This is a genomic window from Pseudomonas flavescens (genome assembly GCF_013408425.1).
Classification (GTDB): Bacteria; Pseudomonadota; Gammaproteobacteria; order Pseudomonadales; family Pseudomonadaceae; genus Aquipseudomonas; species Aquipseudomonas fulva_A.
In genome coordinates this window covers 952,273-967,949 of sequence record NZ_JACBYV010000001.1, presented here as the reverse complement: position 1 = coordinate 967,949, position 15,677 = coordinate 952,273, and the positions used below count along the sequence as shown (strand labels likewise).

Sequence of the window (15,677 nt, the reverse complement as noted above, 5' to 3'; positions counted from 1 at the left end):
GAAGGGTTTAAAATCCGGAACGCGCGACAGCACGCTCCGGCAACACCAGGAGCGCTCGCCTTAGCGGTTGACCAGTTTCGCGGGCAGCGCGATCACCAGGAAGCAGCTGAGCAGCAGGCAACCGGCGAAGAACCAGAGCGCGGCGTGGCTGGTGCCGGTCAGGTCGGTGACCAGGCCCATCAGCGAGTTGCTCACCAGGCCGGCGATATTCGCCACCGAGCAGGCCAGGGCGAAGCCAGTGGCAGCCGCCGTGCCCTTGAGGAACGTGGCCGGCAGGCTGAAGAACACCGGCACGGCACCGATGATGGCCGCCGAGGCGATGGCGAACAGCGTGACGGTCATGATCAGGTTGTCACTGAAGAAAGTGCTGCTGGCCATGGCGATGGCGCCGATGATGAACGGCACGATGATGTGCCAGCGACGCTCACGGTGACGGTCCGAACTGGCGCCGATCAGCAGCATGCCCGCCAGCGCCGCGAGGCTCGGCAAGGAGGTCAGCAAGCCGATATGGAAGGTATCGGTCACCCCCGTATTGCGGATGAAGGTCGGCATCCAGAAGCCCATGGCGTAGGCACTGAGCAGGATCGAGAAGTCGATGCCGCCGAGCATCCACACCTTGAGGTTGAAGAAGCCGTCACGAAAGCTGTGCTTGCTGCCTTTGCCTTCTGCGTCATCGGCCGCCAGATCGCGGGCCAGTTGCGCCTTTTCATCGGCATCGAGCCACTTGGCCTGATTGAAGTGATTGGGCAATGCCCAGAAGGTCAGGATACCGAGCAACACGCTGGGAATCGCCTCCAGCAGGAACAGCCACTGCCAGCCCCGCAGCCCGTTCACCTCGTCGAAGTGATTCATGATCCAGCCGGAAATCGGGCCACCAATCACACTGGAAAGGGGCAGGCCGATCATGAACAGGGCAATGATTCGTCCGCGTCGGTACGTCGGGTACCAGGTGGTCAGGTAATACAGCACGCCTGGCAGGAAGCCCGCCTCGGCAGCCCCCAGCAGAAAGCGGATGATGTAGAACTCGGTGGTGGTGGTGACGAACATGGTGCAGGCCGACAACAGGCCCCAGGTGATCATGATCCGCGCGATCCAGACCTTGGCCCCGACCCTCTCGAGCACCAGATTGCTGGGCACCTCGAACAGGATGTAACCGACGAAGAACAGACCGGCGCCAAGCCCGTAGGCCGCCTCGCTGAATTGCAGATCGGTGAGCATCTGCAGTTTGGCGAAGCCGACGTTGATGCGATCCAGATAGGCGGCGAGGTAACAGAAACACAGGAAAGGGATCAGCCTCCAGGTCACTTTCCGGTATAGCTCGCGGGTACTGTCGGGTGCACTGCCCACGGCGGTGCTGGTGGTGGGTACGTAAGGCATTGCGTGTCTCCTGGCGGTGACTTGTGATTTTTGTTGAAGCCAGCAGTCGTCGACGCCCGCAAGCGTCATCAACCGATGACCTTCCAAGGCAGCGTCAGGGCCGTACCCGAGGCACGGCGGCCACCCGCATCAGGGCGACCCGTGGAAAGAGCGGCGTACCGCAGATTCCTTATTGAGTGTTCACGCAGACAGTCGGTCGAGGTACGCCAACGTCTCCTCGAGGCTGACCACATCGCCGTACTTACTGTCGATGTCGAACAGATTCGCCTCATGGGGCGCCTGGTGCCGATCCCCCACGCAGTCACGCACGACGATGGTGCGGAAACCGTGCTGCACACCATCCACCGCACTGGCGCGAATGCAGCCACTGGTCGAGCAGCCGGCCAGCAACAGCGTGTCGATACCTCGGGCGTGCAACTGAGAAGCCAGACTCGTGCCGAAGAACACACTGGCGTATTGCTTGGTGAGCACCTGCTCGCCTGGCTGGGGCGCCACCTGCGGGCAGAACTCGGCCAGCGGGTTGCCGTCGACCATGTCCTTCATCACCGGCGCCTTGCGTACCCACATGCCGCCGTCGGCGAAATCGGCGGCGTGATAGCGGATGTTGCTGTGCACCAGCGTGATACCCAGCCGGCGCGCCGCGTCCAGCAAGGCCACCGATTGCTCCACCGCGCTGACCACACCCGGTGCAAACAGCGGCGCGCCCGGCGTGGTGTAGCCCTGCATGAAGTCGATCATCAGCAGCGCCGGCCGCGTACCGAAGCCGATACGCTGCCCCCAGACGCCCTGATAGTTGTCGCTAAGACTCTGCGCACTCATGGCCACCTCCTCAGTAGGCGCCGGACAGCAGCGCGCCGGCGCCAGGCACGATTGGTTCCAGATCCAGCGCCTTGAGCATGCAATAGGTGGTGGCGATGGCCGCCGTGACCACCGGTTTGCCGGTCAGCGCCTCGACCTTGGCCACCGCCGGCAGCGACTGCATTTGCACGCACGCAGACAGCACCACCACATCGACACCCTCCAGGTTCATGCCCGCGACGATATCCGGCAGGTTGGCAGGGTCATGGCGCGCGACCTGCAGATTGTCGGGGATTTCCAGGGCACGCCAGTCGACCACCTCGAAACCCTCTTCACGGATGTAGTCGACCACCAACTCGGTGAGCGGCTTCATGTAGGGAGCGACGATGGCGATGCGCTTGGCCTTCATGACCTTGAGCGCCTCGACCAGCGCACCCGCGCTGGTGATCACCGGCGAATTGGCGTCGTTGTCGGCGGTCACCTGGCGCAGACGTTTTTCGGACTGGCGATGGTAGCCAAGCCCCATGGCCATGATCGCCACCAGGCAGGCATAGCCGAGCACGTCGACCTTGGCGTCGGACAGCTCCAGCGCGCAACGATCCGACTCGGCATCCATGGCTGCCAGCTCCTCCTTCTTCACCTGTTTCATGCGCATGCGCGCCGAATGAAAGGTGAAGCGCTCCGGGCGAATCGCCTGGCGCGCGGTGAGCATCGCCGGGATCTCGGTTTCCATGGTGGTGTTGGAGCTCGGCACGATCTGGCCGATGCGATAGAGCGTGTTCATGGCAGAACCTCGTGGTGAATGGGCTGGCCGAGAAAGTCGCCGAAGGCGGCGAAGAAACCGTCGAGATCGTCCCAGGGGATCATGTGCCCGGCGTCCGTGACGCGAACGACCTGCAAATCGCTCTTCAGCGCGCGCAGCTCGGCTTCGTCGACCGGCTCGATGACCCCGCCGCGCCCTGCCACCATCAGTAGCGCAGGCTGTTTCACGGCAGGCAGATACTGATGGATATCGACCTGATGGAACTCCTCGAAAGCCTGCACGATGGCCGGCTCGTAACAGGTGTGCAGCCACTCGGCACGCAGCTGCAATTGCTCCTGGCTCCAGGTCGGGCAGAACGCCTTCATCGCCTCGGCATCCATGCCCTGCTCGGCCTGACGGATGGAGTCGACGTACCAGGGCAGCTTGCTCGGATAGTCGCGGCGGCCCGGCCCGGACACAGGCGGATCGATCAGCACCAGGCGCTCCAACCCCTTGGCGCCCAGCGCCGCGGCGCGAATGGCGAAGCGCGCGCCCATCGAGTGGCCGAGCAGGCTGTAGCGCTCGAACCCCAGGGCAGCGGCGAAGGCGATGATGTCGGCGGCACAGGTATCGGTGTCATAGGCCAGCCCCGCACCACTGGAGGACAGACCGCGCCCACGCACGTCGAGAATGTAGGCATCGAACTGACGCCCCAGCACCTCGCCGACGAACCCCCAGGTGATCGCCGGGCTGGTGATGCCGGGCACCAGCAGCAGTACCGGCCCCTGGCCGCCGTAGCGCAGGTAGTGCTGGCGAATGCCGTTGGCCTGCACGTTGCCGCCACCAATCAGGGTGCTCATGCCGCCACCCCGCTTTTCAGCGGCTGGGCATAGACGTCATAACCGTAGACCCAGGCAGGATCCTCCTGCGTACGCAGGAAGGTATTGGCGTTGGAGACGGCCTGTACGCGCGACGCACGCTCCTTGCGATTGGCCTCGTAGAGCTCGAAAGCCGTGCGGAAATCCGACAACCCGGTTTCCTGCAGGCAGCGGGTCAGCATCGCCGCATCCTCGATCGCCATCCCGGCGCCCTGGGCCATGTGCGGCTTCATCGGGTGGCAGGCATCCCCCAGCAGCACCAGGCGCCCACGACTCCAAAGCGGCAGCGGGTTGCGGTTGCGCAACGGCCACTTGGTGATGTCTTCGGTGCTGCGGATCAGCTTCTGCACCGTGGAGTGGTAGCCCTCGAACGCGGCCAGCATTTCCTCCTGGCTGCTGTCCACGTAGTTGCCCTGGAAATCCCAGGCCTCATGCGGCACGCCCGAGACGAAGTAGTACTCATCGCGCTTGCTGGTGGTGTGATAGACCATCAGATGACGATCATCCGTCCACCATTTCACGCAGGGCTCGAACAGATCGGCGTGCCGCACCAGACTTTCGCCGCGAATCAGCGCACGGTGCGCGACCCAGCCGCTGTAGATGGGCGATTCGGCGCCCAGCAGCTCCTCGCGAATCTTGGAATGAATGCCATCGGCACCGATGACGATATCGGCAGTGGCCTCTGAGCCATCGGTAAAGCTCAGGCGTACCTGGTCGCCTTCATCGACGATGCGCTCCAGCCTCTTGCCGAACCGCACCGTGCCGGGCGCGATGCTGTCCATCTGCAACACGTGCATGTCACCACGGTGAACGGTGATGTAGGACGCCCCGTACTCGCGCCGGGCGAACTCCCCCAGCGGAATGCGTGCCAGATACTCCCCCGACTCGCCATCGCGGCTGTGCCAGAAGTCAGGGTGCGAGCCCATGTCCTCGAGCGGCTTCTCCAGCCCCATGCGCCGGAAGATCTTCATTACGTTCGGCCCGACATGGATACCGGCCCCCAGCCGGGAGAACTCCGGCGATTGCTCGTAGACCGTGACCTCGAACCCTGCCTGTTGCAACAGGGTAGCGGCAGCGGCGCCCCCCAGCCCCGCACCAACGATGGCAATTCTTTGCTGAGCCCCCATGGGCGCACCTCCTCTCTTGGATACGACGAAGCGGGTTTCCCCACCGAACAATTACAGTGTATGCACTATATTTTTAAAAAGTGAAGAGCCTTCCTCAAAAAAACCGTACGCCGCGAAAACTGCTACCAATCATCAATAAAAAGCTCACAAACCAGCAATTGTGTAGATAGGTAACGCTGCAAGCGAAACCTTGCCAAGATCTTCAGGCTGGTGTTTTATCTAAGAAATTAGAGCGCACACTCTATAAAAACGCACCATCAGACAGCAGCAAGGCACCAGCTCGGTGCACCCTCCTCACGACTTTTCAGGAGACACGTCATGCCGGTAAGCGATAGCGAACTAACCCAGATGTTCGAACAGGTGCTGACCCTGTCCAGGGTCGATGCGACCCAGAGCGTCGCCATTCTCAAGAGCCATTACTCGAACCCGAGAACCGTGCGCGCCGCCATGGATGCCGCGCAGCGACTCAACGCCAAGGTGTACGCCGTGGAACTGCCGTCGTTCAACCACCCGAGGGCGATGGGCAACGACATGACGGCCTACTGCGGCGACACCGCATTGACCGGCAACCTCGCTGCACAGCGTGCACTGGAAGCTGCCGACCTGGTCGTCGACACCATGATGCTGCTGCACTCTCCGGAGCAGGAGCAGATCCTGAAGACCGGAACCCGAATCCTGCTCGCCGTGGAGCCACCCGAAGTACTGGCGCGCATGCTGCCGACCGAGGACGACAAACGCCGCGTCCTGGCGAGCGAGGCGCTGCTCAAGCAGGCGCGCAGCCTGCACGTGAAGTCCGCTGCAGGCAGCGACTTCCATGCCGCTCTGGGGCAGTACCCGGCGGTTACCGAGTACGGCTTCGCCGACGAGCCAGGCCGCTGGGATCACTGGCCCAGCGGTTTCCTGTTCAGCTGGCCGAACGAGGAAAGCGCGCAAGGCACCCTCGTGCTGGACGTCGGCGACATCCTGCTGCCGTTCAAGAACTACTGCCGCGAGCGCATCACCCTGGAAATCGACAAGGGCTTCATCACCGCCATCCACGGCGGTTTCGAAGCCGAGTACCTGCGCGACTACCTAAAGTACTTCAAAGACCCGGAGGTGTACGGCATCTCCCATATCGGCTGGGGGCTGCAACCTCGCGCGCAGTGGACAGCCATGGGCCTGCACGACCGCAACGACGGCATGTGCATGGACGCGCGTGCGTTCTACGGCAACTTCCTGTTCTCCACCGGGCCGAACACCGAGGTCGGCGGCACACGCAAGACGCCCTGCCATCTGGATATTCCACTGCGCAACTGCGATATCTATCTGGACGATCAGGCCGTGGTGCTGGCTGGCGACGTGGTCTATCCCGAAGCCTCGAAGGCTGGCTGACACGGCACCACGGGCGCGGCCGCAGGCGTCGGGCAACAAGGGCTACGGCGCTGTTCGTCGCCATGTACAGCCCGCCGCCCGTGGCGGCCGCGCAACGCTCCAGCGCCAGCCGGAAAACACTGCGGGCAGACACGCGACCGCCCTGCACCGCTATACTCGGCCACCTGCGCCTCGAACCGAATGCCCCCATGTCGACCGACAACTGCCCAGAAAACACCTACCAGGTAACCGAACAGATCGGCCACCTGCTGCGTAAGGCCTATCAGCGCCATACGGCGATCTTCCAGCAGAACGTCTGCGACGCTCAGCTGACCTCCATCCAGTTCGTCACACTGTGCGCCCTGCGTGACCATGGCCCGAGCTCCCAGGCCGAGCTGATCAAGGCCACGGCCGTCGACCAAGCCACCATTCGCGGCATCGTCGAACGCCTGAAGGCGCGCAGCCTGGTCGCCCTGTCGCCCGACCCCGACGACCGTCGCAAGGTCATCGTCGAGCTGACCAGCGCGGGCCAGGCACTGCTGACCGAGATGATTCCCTGTGCCCAGGAAATCAGCGAGCTGACCATGGGCAGCCTCAATCCCGGCGAGCGCATCGCCATTCTCTACCTGCTGCGCAAGATGAACGACAGCGGCGAGTAGGCCGCAGGTCGTCCACGACTCTGCCGACAACTGCCTCGAGCAAGGCGCAGGTAGCCTCCCAGCAATCCCCCGTGGGAGCGGGCCACGCCCGCGATTAATACGCATGGCGCACGCTCGCGAAGCAGGTTCGCCACAGCTACGCCACCGTGCAGCCACTGCCTGCAAATCTGCCACGACAGCTACGGGCAGACAGCTGCCCCCTCCTCCTGAATTGCCCAAGCCCCTCGCCCTGGCCCATTCCTTGCGTACCCAAAAGCATATTTCATGAAGTAAGCACTTAACGAACTAAAAGCCTCCTTCCTGGGTAATGCGGTAACGCCGGGATCGGGCAGACAAGGCAGCAAGGCATCCATGGAAAAGAACCTGACCCTGCAAGTGAATGGGCAGGCGGTGCAGCTCAATGCTGAGCCGCAGACCCCATTGCTCTACATCCTGCGCAACGATTTGGCCCTCAATGGTCCCAAGTACGGCTGCGGCCTGGGTGAGTGCGGCGCCTGTACGGTAATCGTCGATGGCCGCGCCACCCGCTCGTGCGTATTTCCCGTTGGCGGTGCCGTAGGCCGCAGCGTTACCACCCTGGAAGGCCTGGGTTGTCGCGAACGCCCCCATCCGGTGCAGCAGGCCTTTATCAGCGAACAGGCGGCGCAGTGCGGTTACTGCCTCAACGGCATGATCATGACCATCAAGGCCCTGCTCGATCGCAACCCACACCCCAGCGACGAAGAACTGCGCAACGAGCTGTCGGCGAACCTGTGCCGCTGCGGCACCCACGTCGAGATCATGCGCGCGGCCCTGCGTGCCGCCGGCCGTCCCGCTGCCCCGCACGGAGAAACCCCATGCACCTGACCCGCGACCAATGGCTCGAACAGCCCGATGCGCTGCTGGTGATCGATACCATCCAGCCCCCCTCCGGCCCCATGCCCAAAGGCCAGAGCGCCACCTTGAAACCTCGCGAACTCGGGCTGTTTCTCGCCATCGCCGGTGACCGAGTTCATGCCTTCAACGGTCATGTCGACCTGGGCACGGGTATCCGCACCTCGCTGGCGCAGATCGTCGCCGAAGAGCTGAACCTGGACATGGATCAGGTCGAGATGGTCCTGGGCGACACCGAGCGAGCGCCGAATCAGGGCGCAACCATCGCCAGCGCGACCATCCAGATCAGCGCGATTCCTCTGCGCAATGCCGCTGCGGAAGCGCGACGCCACCTGGGCCGGCTGGCCAGTGAGCGCTGGCAGACGGATGTCGAGCAGCTCAGGCTGCAGCGCGGCCGCTTCCATCACCCGGACGGCCGCGAGCTGAGCTTCGCCGAACTGATCGCCGGCCAGCACATTCGTCTGTCCATCAGCGGCGACGCGCCACTCAAACCGCCAAGCGAATACCGCCTGGTGGGCCAGGCCGCGCAGCGCGTGGACATTCCCGGCAAGGCCACGGGCGAGCTGACCTACGTCCACGACATGCGCCTGCCGGGCATGCTGCACGGCCGCGTGGTACGTCCGCCCTACGCGGGCTACGACAGTGGCGAATTCGTCGGCAACAGCCTGCTCTCGGTCAACGAAAGCTCCATCGCCGATATCCCGGGCATCGTCGCCGTGGTGGTGATTCGCGACTTCGTCGGCGTGGTCGCCGAGCGCGAGGAGCAGGCAGCTCGCGCCGCCCAGCAACTGGAAATCGAATGGAAACCCTGGACACAGAAACTGCCCGACATGCGCGATATCGCCCAGGCGATCCGCGACAACCCGCGCATCGCCCGCACGGTTCTCGACAAGGGTGACGTCGAGCAGGCCCTGGCCAACGCCGACCAGCGACTGACCCGCAGCTACCTCTGGCCCTACCAGTTGCACGCGTCGATCGGCCCTTCATGCGCACTGGCCGACTACAGCGAGCAGCAGTCGAAAGTCTGGTCGGGCACCCAGAACCCTCACTTGCTGCGTGCCGACCTGGCCTGGTTGCTGGAGTGCGACGAGAATCGCATCGAGGTGATTCGCATGGAGGCCGCCGGCTGCTACGGGCGCAACTGCGCGGATGACGTATGCGCCGATGCCCTGCTGCTGTCCAGGGCGGTGGGCAAACCGGTACGGGTTCAACTCACCCGCGAACAGGAACACGTGTGGGAACCCAAGGGCACCGCTCAATTGATGGAGGTCGACGGCGGCCTGAATGCCGATGGCAGCATCAGCGCCTACGATTTCCAGACCAGCTACCCGTCCAACGGCGCGCCGACCCTGGCGCTGCTGCTCACCGGCCGCGTCGAGCCATTGCCGATGATGTTCGAGATGGGCGACCGCACCTCGATACCGCCCTACGACTACGAGCACATGCGCGTCACCATCAACGACATGGCCCCGCTGGTGCGCGCGTCCTGGATGCGCGGCGTTTCTGCCATGCCGAACAGCTTTGCCCACGAGTCGTACATCGACGAACTGGCATTCGCCGCCGGGGTGGACCCCGTCGAATACCGCCTGCGCCACCTGGACGATCCACGCGCCAGGGATCTGATCCAGGCCACCGCCCAGCGCGCCGACTGGCAGCCGCGCACCCAACCGCAGCAAACGCCCGCCGAGGGTGACGTGCTACGCGGCCGGGGCTTCGCCTATGCCCGCTACATTCACAGCAATTTCCCCGGTTTCGGCGCGGCCTGGGCCGCCTGGGTCGCCGATGTGGCGGTGGACAAGCGCACCGGCGAAGTGGCCGTTACCCGCGTGGTGATCGGCCACGACGCCGGCATGATGATCAACCCCGAGGGCGTGCGTCACCAGATCCACGGCAACGTGGTGCAGTCCACCAGCCGGGTACTCAAGGAGCAGGTGCAGTTCGAGGATTCGCGAGTCGCCAGCACCGAATGGGGCACCTACCCAATCCTGACCTTTCCCGAAGTGCCTGCCATCGACGTGATGATGATGCCTCGGCAGACCGAACCGCCCATGGGCAGCGGCGAATCGGCCTCCGTACCCAGTGCGGCCGCCATTGCCAACGCCATCTTCGACGCCACAGGCCTGCGCTTTCGCGAGTTGCCGATCACCGCCGAACGGGTTCGTGCCGCGCTCGCTGCTGACGGTGGGGCCGACAGCGCCGCGCCTGCGGCTCCCGCCACGGGCAAACGCAGCAAGTGGTGGCTTGGTGGCCTGGCTGGCGTGCTGGGCGCGACCCTGGGCCTGCTCACCACCGCCCTGCCCTGGCGCGCGGAGATCGCCCCCGTGGCACCAGCGGGTTCCGGCACCTGGTCCGCCGCCACCCTGGAGCGAGGCCGCTTGCTGGCAGCCGCTGGCGACTGCGCGGTCTGTCATACCTCGCCTGGCGGTGCCAGCAATGCCGGCGGCCTGGCCATGGACACCCCGTTCGGTACGCTGTACAGCACCAACATCACCCCGGATCGTGAAACCGGCATCGGTAGCTGGTCGTTCGGCGCATTCGAGCGCGCCATGCGCGAAGGCATCAGCCGCGATGGCCGCCACCTGTACCCCGCATTTCCCTACACGGCGTTTCGCAACATCAACGATGCCGACATGCAGGCGCTGTATGCCTACCTGATGTCGCAGCCCGCCGTGAAGCAGCCTGCCCCGGCCAACCAGATGAGCTTTCCGTTCAACATCCGCCCGCTGATGGCCGGCTGGAACGCCCTGTTTCTCGGGCGCGGCGAATACCAGGCCGACCTGGCCCGCAGCGAGCAATGGAACCGTGGCGCCTACCTGGTCAACGGACTGGGCCACTGCGCCGCCTGCCACTCGCCGCGCAACCTGCTCGGCGCGGAAAAAGGCGGCCAGTCGTTTCTTGCCGGGGGGATGGTCGACGGCTGGGAGGCACCGCCACTCAGCGGCCTGCGCAGCAGCGCTACGCCCTGGACGGAGGCGGAACTGACCGACTACCTGAGCAGCGGGTTCTCCGAACGCCACGGCGTGGCTGCCGGCCCAATGGGCCCGGTGGTGAGTGAGCTGGCGATGCTGCCGAAAAGCGATGTGCAGGCCATCGCCAATTACCTGATATCCCTGGACGCTCCCGCGCCAGCGCAGACTGTCGCCAGCAGCACGGCCCCCGACCCGGCAGCGCTCGCCCGTGGCCAGCGCACCTTCGAAGGCGCCTGCCAGGCTTGTCACAGCGATGGCCTGGGCCCGCAATTGTTTGGCGTGAGCCCATCCATGGCGGTCAACAGCAACGTGCACAGCCGCATGCCGGACAACCTGTTGAAGGTCATCCTGCATGGCATCGACACGCCGGCGACTCCTGAACTCGGCTACATGCCGGCCTTCAAGGACAGTTTCAACGACCGCCAGGTCACCGAACTGGTCGCCTATCTGCGCCACCGCTTCGCCAGCGAGCAGCCGGCGTGGCTCGACCTGACCCAGAAAGTCGCGCACGTGCGCGCCAACCCCGGCACCCACTGAGCCCCATCACGACGCCGCGCGGCGCAGACCGCGCAGTACCACGTCGCTGATGAACGCCAGCCAGCGCGCCTTCTCGCTGACGCTGACCAGCTCGTCATCGAGAAAACAGCTCAGCGTGTGCAGGTTGGAGTTATAGAAGTAGCAGAGCGAGGCGATCATCAGGTACAGGTGCCGGATGTCGATATCCTCGCGGAAAAGCCCCTGCGCCTGACCGGCGGCGACGATCGGCTGCAACACGCCCACTGCGGTGCCGGAGAGCGCCCGCAGGTTGCCCGACTTGCGGGCGTGCACGCCTTGCAGCAGGTTTTCCGTGCCGAGGATGGTGATGAACTCAGGGTGCTTGAGGTAGTAGGTCCAGGTAAAGGCGACCAGATCGCGAATCGCCTGCTCGGGGTCTGCCAGATCGAACACCTGCCGGGCCTCGGCCCGGTTGAACTGGGCGTAGATATGCTCCAGCACATTGACGAATAACTCATCCTTGCTGCCGAAGTAGTAATAGATCATCCGCTCGTTGCACTTGGCCTGGCTGGCAATCTGCTCGGTGCGCGCCCCGGCATAACCCTGACGGCTGAACACCTTGACCGCCGCCTTGAGGATCGCCGCCCGACTGCGATCCGCCTGGGCAGCTCGCGTACCGGTCTTGGCCTTTTCCATGGTGTATCCCGCTGGCTTAATCGACGGCGAAGTATGCGGCATCTGCTCCTGACCAATCCACTTTGCCGCCAGCCTCCCCGCAGGACGCGCCTAGCCCACGTCCCTGCGCCGGGTGCGCTCGTTGATCACCCGGGCGCGGCGGAAATTCCAGCCGAGCAGCAGCTTCGAGGCGAGGTTTTCGCGGCTGTGCGGCTCACCGTAATGCAGCAGCACGGTGGAGCGCAGCGCGTTGGGGTCGCAGGGTTCGTTGGCGTGCAGCGAACGATAGCCCCAGAAGAAATAGGCGTTGCCGGGCACGATCTTGATCTTCGCCGGTTTCAGCCAGCTGCGCTTGACGGCGAAGGTCACCAGCTTCTGGGTCAGGGTGTTCTGCATCAGCGCCTTTTCCAGAATGTTGACGTACAGGTTGCTGCGGATGTTGCGCAGGTTGGGGAAGAAGATGAAATCCCCGCAGTCGCGGCCTTCGCTGGGCGTCACCAGCGGAATGAGCGCGGTCAGCGCTGCGGCGTCGTAGTGGAAGTAATAGGACTCGCGCTTGCCGGTCTTGCCCTGCAGGCAGCGCAGCGCCGGGAAGATGTCGGGTGACCGCGGTGGTTGGCCGGTACCGGTCTTGTAGATGTCCCTGAACAGGTCCATCACCTGGGGCGACACGCTCATCTCTTCGAAGATGCTGCCCCTCACGGCATCCTGGCCCTGCATGGCGAAGTACTCGTGGTGGTGCCGCTCCACTTCGTAATTGACGTGGGTGCGGGCCGCCTGCAACTGCTCCTCGGAGAGGAAACCCTCGATGACGGAGTACCCCTGGCTCTCCATTTCGTTGACGATGCGCGGCACGACCTGCGGGTCGGCCTTCTGAAAATCGGGCATTGTGGTCGCGTCCTTCTCTGCTGTTTCGACGGTCACGCCAATCGGCAAGCCTCGGGATTTCCTCCGACCCGACTCGCACCTTCATGTCGCGGGTTCGACGTTCGCTCGCCAGGGGTGATCATCCAGGCCAAACCGGAGATGGCCTGCCCAACGGGCCACGCTGAATGGGAATTACCTCCAGACAGGCAGTTGTAGCCCAGCCAGGGCCGTTCGATGCACGACCAGCGGCAGCTTCTGACGAATGGCATGGTGGCCAGAGAATGGCCAACTAGAGGCTCCCGGGCCCGATACGAAGCGCCAGCCGCCTAGCGCACCTGGGCTGGAGCGTTAGCGGCTATGAATCCGACGCGCCGCAGCAGTGACGGCACCATCGTCGTCCTCAAGGCGGCTCCTGCGACCAGCGTGTACGAATGTCGCCTTGTTCCAGGCGCTGAGGGTTGTTGCCGAAGGCATCCTCGGCACTCATGTCGGCGCCCTTGTTGGCCAGGGCATCGAGCATGTCCTTGCGCTGGAACAGGGCCGCGTACATGGCGGCCGTCTGGCCACTGCCATTGCGTTGATCAGGGCTGCAGTCGGCGTCGAGCAGCCGCTTGGCGATGCGCACCTCGCCCTTGAAGATCGCCCCCATCAGGGCGGTGTTGCCGCGCTGGTCCTGGGCGCAGGCATCGGCACCAGCGCTCAGCAGGCGCTCCACCGCCTCGCGGTGGCCGTGGTAGGCCGCCAGGATCAGCGCCGTGTAGCCCTTCTCGTCAGCCGTATCGAGGTCGTAACCGGCCTGGATGAATTCGTCGAGCATCGCGGTATTGCCCGCCCGCGCCGCATCGAAGTAGTAAGTGCGCAATTGCGCCTGAATGTGCTCGGCATCGCCGGCGGGCGGAGTATCGGCCAGCAGCGGAGTCGCGCCGGTCAGCGCCAGCGCAAAGCAGAGGGTACGCAACATGGGAACCTCCCGAACGGCCAGCGGCCGCTCCCGGGTTGGGGAATCCGTGGCGCACGGCCCGCTCGGGGGCGGTGCGCCACGGAGTGACCGGCGTAGGCCGGTCGCAAGGTCAGTCCTGCAGCTTGGCGGCCAGTGCCTTGACCCGTGCCAGATCGCCCTTGGCTACCTGGGTCAGCCCCTCGCCATATTGCGCATCGGCCTTGTAGAAGAACGACAGCATGATGTGCTTGCTCTCGTCTTCAGCCTCGGCCAGGGCACCGCCCAGGCTGGCGATCAGATCGCCCTGCATCTTCTTGTCGTAGGAACGGTATAGCTCACCGGCCTGCAGGAAGTTCTGCTCGCGCTGGATCTTCTTCTGCTCGGTGCTGCCGCTCAGTGGCAGGTTGCTGTAACGCGCATGCTCGCTGGCAGGCCGTGGGTTGATGCGGCTGGGCTCGTAGTTCACTTCGGTGGTGGTGTGGCCGATATTCGCCGCGCCATCCTGATTGCCGTTGTTGACCGCGACCTTGGCCTGGTTGATCGGCAGGAACGCGTGGTTGGCGCCCAGGCGATACATCTGCGTGTCGGCATAGGAGAACAGCCGGCCCTGCAGCAGGCGGTCCTCGGAGGGCTCGATACCCGGCACCAGGTTGGACGGCGCCATGGCCACCTGCTCGGTTTCCTGGAACACGTTATCCGGGTTCTTGTTCAGGACCATCTGGCCAATCTTCTTGTAGGGCACGTCCGGCCAGATCTTGGTGGCATCCAGCGGATCGAAGTCGTACTTGGCCAGGTCAGCGGGTTCGAGCACCTGAATGTACAGATCCCACTTCGGGTAGTCGCCGGCGTTGATCGTGGTGATCAGGTCGCGGCTCATGTGGTTGAAGTCCTTGCCCTGGATCTGCTCGGTCTGCTGCGGGTCGTTGTTCTTGACCCCCTGCAGGCTGCGCCACTGGAACTTGACGTAGCGGTACTCGTTCTTGTCGTTGACCAGCTTGTAGGCGTGCACGCCGTTGCCGTTCATCTGCCGGTAATTGGCCGGCGTCCCTTCGTTGGAATACAGCAGCGTCAGGGTGCGGGTGGCTTCGGGCACGTGGCTGAAGAAATCGAACTGGGTGCGGTTGCTGCCGTAGTTGGTGTTCGGGTCGGGCTTGAAGGCATGCACCATGTCCGGGAACTTGATGGCATCGCGGATGAAGAAGGTCGGGAAGTTGTTGCCGACCAGATCCCAGTTGCCTTCGCTGGTGTAGAACTTGGTGGCGAAGCCGCGCGGGTCACGCAGGGTTTCCGGGGAATGGTTGCCGTGCACCACGCTGGAGAAACGCACGAACACCGGTGTGGTGGTGCCCTTGGTGAAGACCTTGGCGCGGCTCAGGTCGGAGATGTCGGCACTGGCCGTGAACTCGCCGTGGGCGCCGGTACCCCGCGCATGCACCACCCGCTCGGGGATGCGCTCGCGGTCGAAGCGCTGCAGCTTCTGGATCAACTGCACGTCCTGCAGCAGCGTGGGGCCGGTGCTGCCTGCAGTCTGCGAGTTCTGGTTATCGCCGACCGGCGCGCCGTTGTCGCGGGTCAGAGGCGCAGCGTGGGCGGAAAAGCTGAACAGAGAAGCGGACAAGGTCGCCGTCATCAAGCCAAGGGCAGGTGCCCATGAATTCCTGGGTTTCATGGATGAATCCTCGTTTTCTTATGGTTCCAAGCGCGTCATGCGCTTTCCCAAGGCTACGAGAGGTCATCCGCTGGTCTAAATTGGGAAAACCCAGCGCCCCGATAGACAATGCTTATTACGCGATAGAGCCCGAAAGTGATAAGCGAAGCGCCGATCGGCCGCGGCTTGTGGGCGAAGCGATAGCGGCCATTCAGCGAAATCGCGGTATGCCCACCCATCGCCGGCAAGCCGGCTCCTACACGATTGTGTGTACCCCAG

The 15,677-nt window shown here is 64.1% G+C and carries 13 protein-coding genes; 4 read left to right on the top strand and 9 right to left on the bottom strand.

The window, feature by feature from the left end:
- Positions 1 to 60: 60 nt before the first annotated feature.
- The 5 genes from FHR27_RS04175 to FHR27_RS04155 all read right to left on the bottom strand — a co-directional run bounded on the left by FHR27_RS04175 (position 61) and on the right by FHR27_RS04155 (position 4,922).
- The gene (locus FHR27_RS04175) at positions 61 to 1,377 is read right to left on the bottom strand and encodes an MFS transporter (protein WP_042556708.1); all 1,317 of its coding nucleotides are present in this window, start codon (positions 1,375 to 1,377) and stop codon (positions 61 to 63) included.
- Positions 1,378 to 1,557: 180 nt separating this feature from the next.
- The gene (locus tag FHR27_RS04170) at positions 1,558 to 2,196 is read right to left on the bottom strand and encodes an N-carbamoylsarcosine amidohydrolase (protein ID WP_042556709.1); all 639 of its coding nucleotides are present in this window, start codon (positions 2,194 to 2,196) and stop codon (positions 1,558 to 1,560) included.
- 10 nt (positions 2,197 to 2,206) lie between these two features.
- Positions 2,207 to 2,959 carry a maleate cis-trans isomerase family protein gene (locus FHR27_RS04165; protein ID WP_042556710.1) on the bottom strand — a complete coding sequence of 251 codons (753 nt, stop codon included), beginning with the start codon at positions 2,957 to 2,959 and terminating at the stop codon, positions 2,207 to 2,209.
- Complete coding sequence (locus FHR27_RS04160; protein WP_179537875.1) at positions 2,956 to 3,777, bottom strand: alpha/beta fold hydrolase; 822 nt, start codon at positions 3,775 to 3,777, stop codon at positions 2,956 to 2,958. The genes FHR27_RS04165 and FHR27_RS04160 overlap by 4 nt, the downstream gene beginning before the upstream one ends.
- Positions 3,774 to 4,922: an FAD-dependent monooxygenase gene (locus tag FHR27_RS04155; RefSeq protein WP_179537874.1), complete on the bottom strand. Its 1,149-nt coding sequence runs from the start codon at positions 4,920 to 4,922 to the stop codon at positions 3,774 to 3,776. Before FHR27_RS04155 ends, FHR27_RS04160 begins: the two co-directional genes overlap by 4 nt.
- A 318-nt stretch (positions 4,923 to 5,240) precedes the next feature.
- Here FHR27_RS04155 and FHR27_RS04150 point away from each other — a divergent pair, with 318 nt between their 5' ends.
- The 4 genes from FHR27_RS04150 (at position 5,241) to FHR27_RS04135 (ending at position 11,310) form a co-directional block, all read left to right on the top strand.
- Positions 5,241 to 6,293, top strand: coding sequence for a 2,5-dihydroxypyridine 5,6-dioxygenase (locus tag FHR27_RS04150; RefSeq protein ID WP_042556713.1), 1,053 nt, complete (start codon positions 5,241 to 5,243; stop codon positions 6,291 to 6,293).
- 188 nt (positions 6,294 to 6,481) lie between these two features.
- Positions 6,482 to 6,931: a MarR family winged helix-turn-helix transcriptional regulator gene (locus FHR27_RS04145; protein WP_042556714.1), complete on the top strand. Its 450-nt coding sequence runs from the start codon at positions 6,482 to 6,484 to the stop codon at positions 6,929 to 6,931.
- A 351-nt stretch (positions 6,932 to 7,282) separates the two neighbouring features.
- Entirely contained in the window at positions 7,283 to 7,777 is a 495-nt protein-coding gene (locus tag FHR27_RS04140; RefSeq protein WP_042556715.1) for a (2Fe-2S)-binding protein, read from the top strand.
- Entirely contained in the window at positions 7,768 to 11,310 is a 3,543-nt protein-coding gene (locus tag FHR27_RS04135; RefSeq protein WP_179537873.1) for a molybdopterin cofactor-binding domain-containing protein, read from the top strand. Before FHR27_RS04140 ends, FHR27_RS04135 begins: the two co-directional genes overlap by 10 nt.
- 6 nt (positions 11,311 to 11,316) lie before the next feature.
- Here FHR27_RS04135 and FHR27_RS04130 read toward each other — a convergent pair whose 3' ends face one another.
- The 4 genes from FHR27_RS04130 to FHR27_RS04115 form a co-directional block, all read right to left on the bottom strand.
- Entirely contained in the window at positions 11,317 to 11,964 is a 648-nt protein-coding gene (locus tag FHR27_RS04130) for a TetR family transcriptional regulator (RefSeq protein WP_042556086.1), read from the bottom strand.
- A gap of 90 nt (positions 11,965 to 12,054) precedes the next feature.
- Complete coding sequence (locus FHR27_RS04125; RefSeq protein ID WP_179537872.1) at positions 12,055 to 12,831, bottom strand: hypothetical protein; 777 nt, start codon at positions 12,829 to 12,831, stop codon at positions 12,055 to 12,057.
- Positions 12,832 to 13,210: 379 nt separating this feature from the next.
- On the bottom strand, positions 13,211 to 13,771 hold the full coding sequence (locus FHR27_RS04120; RefSeq protein WP_179537871.1) for an ankyrin repeat domain-containing protein: 561 nt from the start codon (positions 13,769 to 13,771) through the stop codon (positions 13,211 to 13,213).
- A gap of 109 nt (positions 13,772 to 13,880) precedes the next feature.
- The gene (locus FHR27_RS04115; RefSeq protein ID WP_373565141.1) at positions 13,881 to 15,380 is read right to left on the bottom strand and encodes a catalase; all 1,500 of its coding nucleotides are present in this window, start codon (positions 15,378 to 15,380) and stop codon (positions 13,881 to 13,883) included.
- Positions 15,381 to 15,677 lie beyond the last annotated feature (297 nt).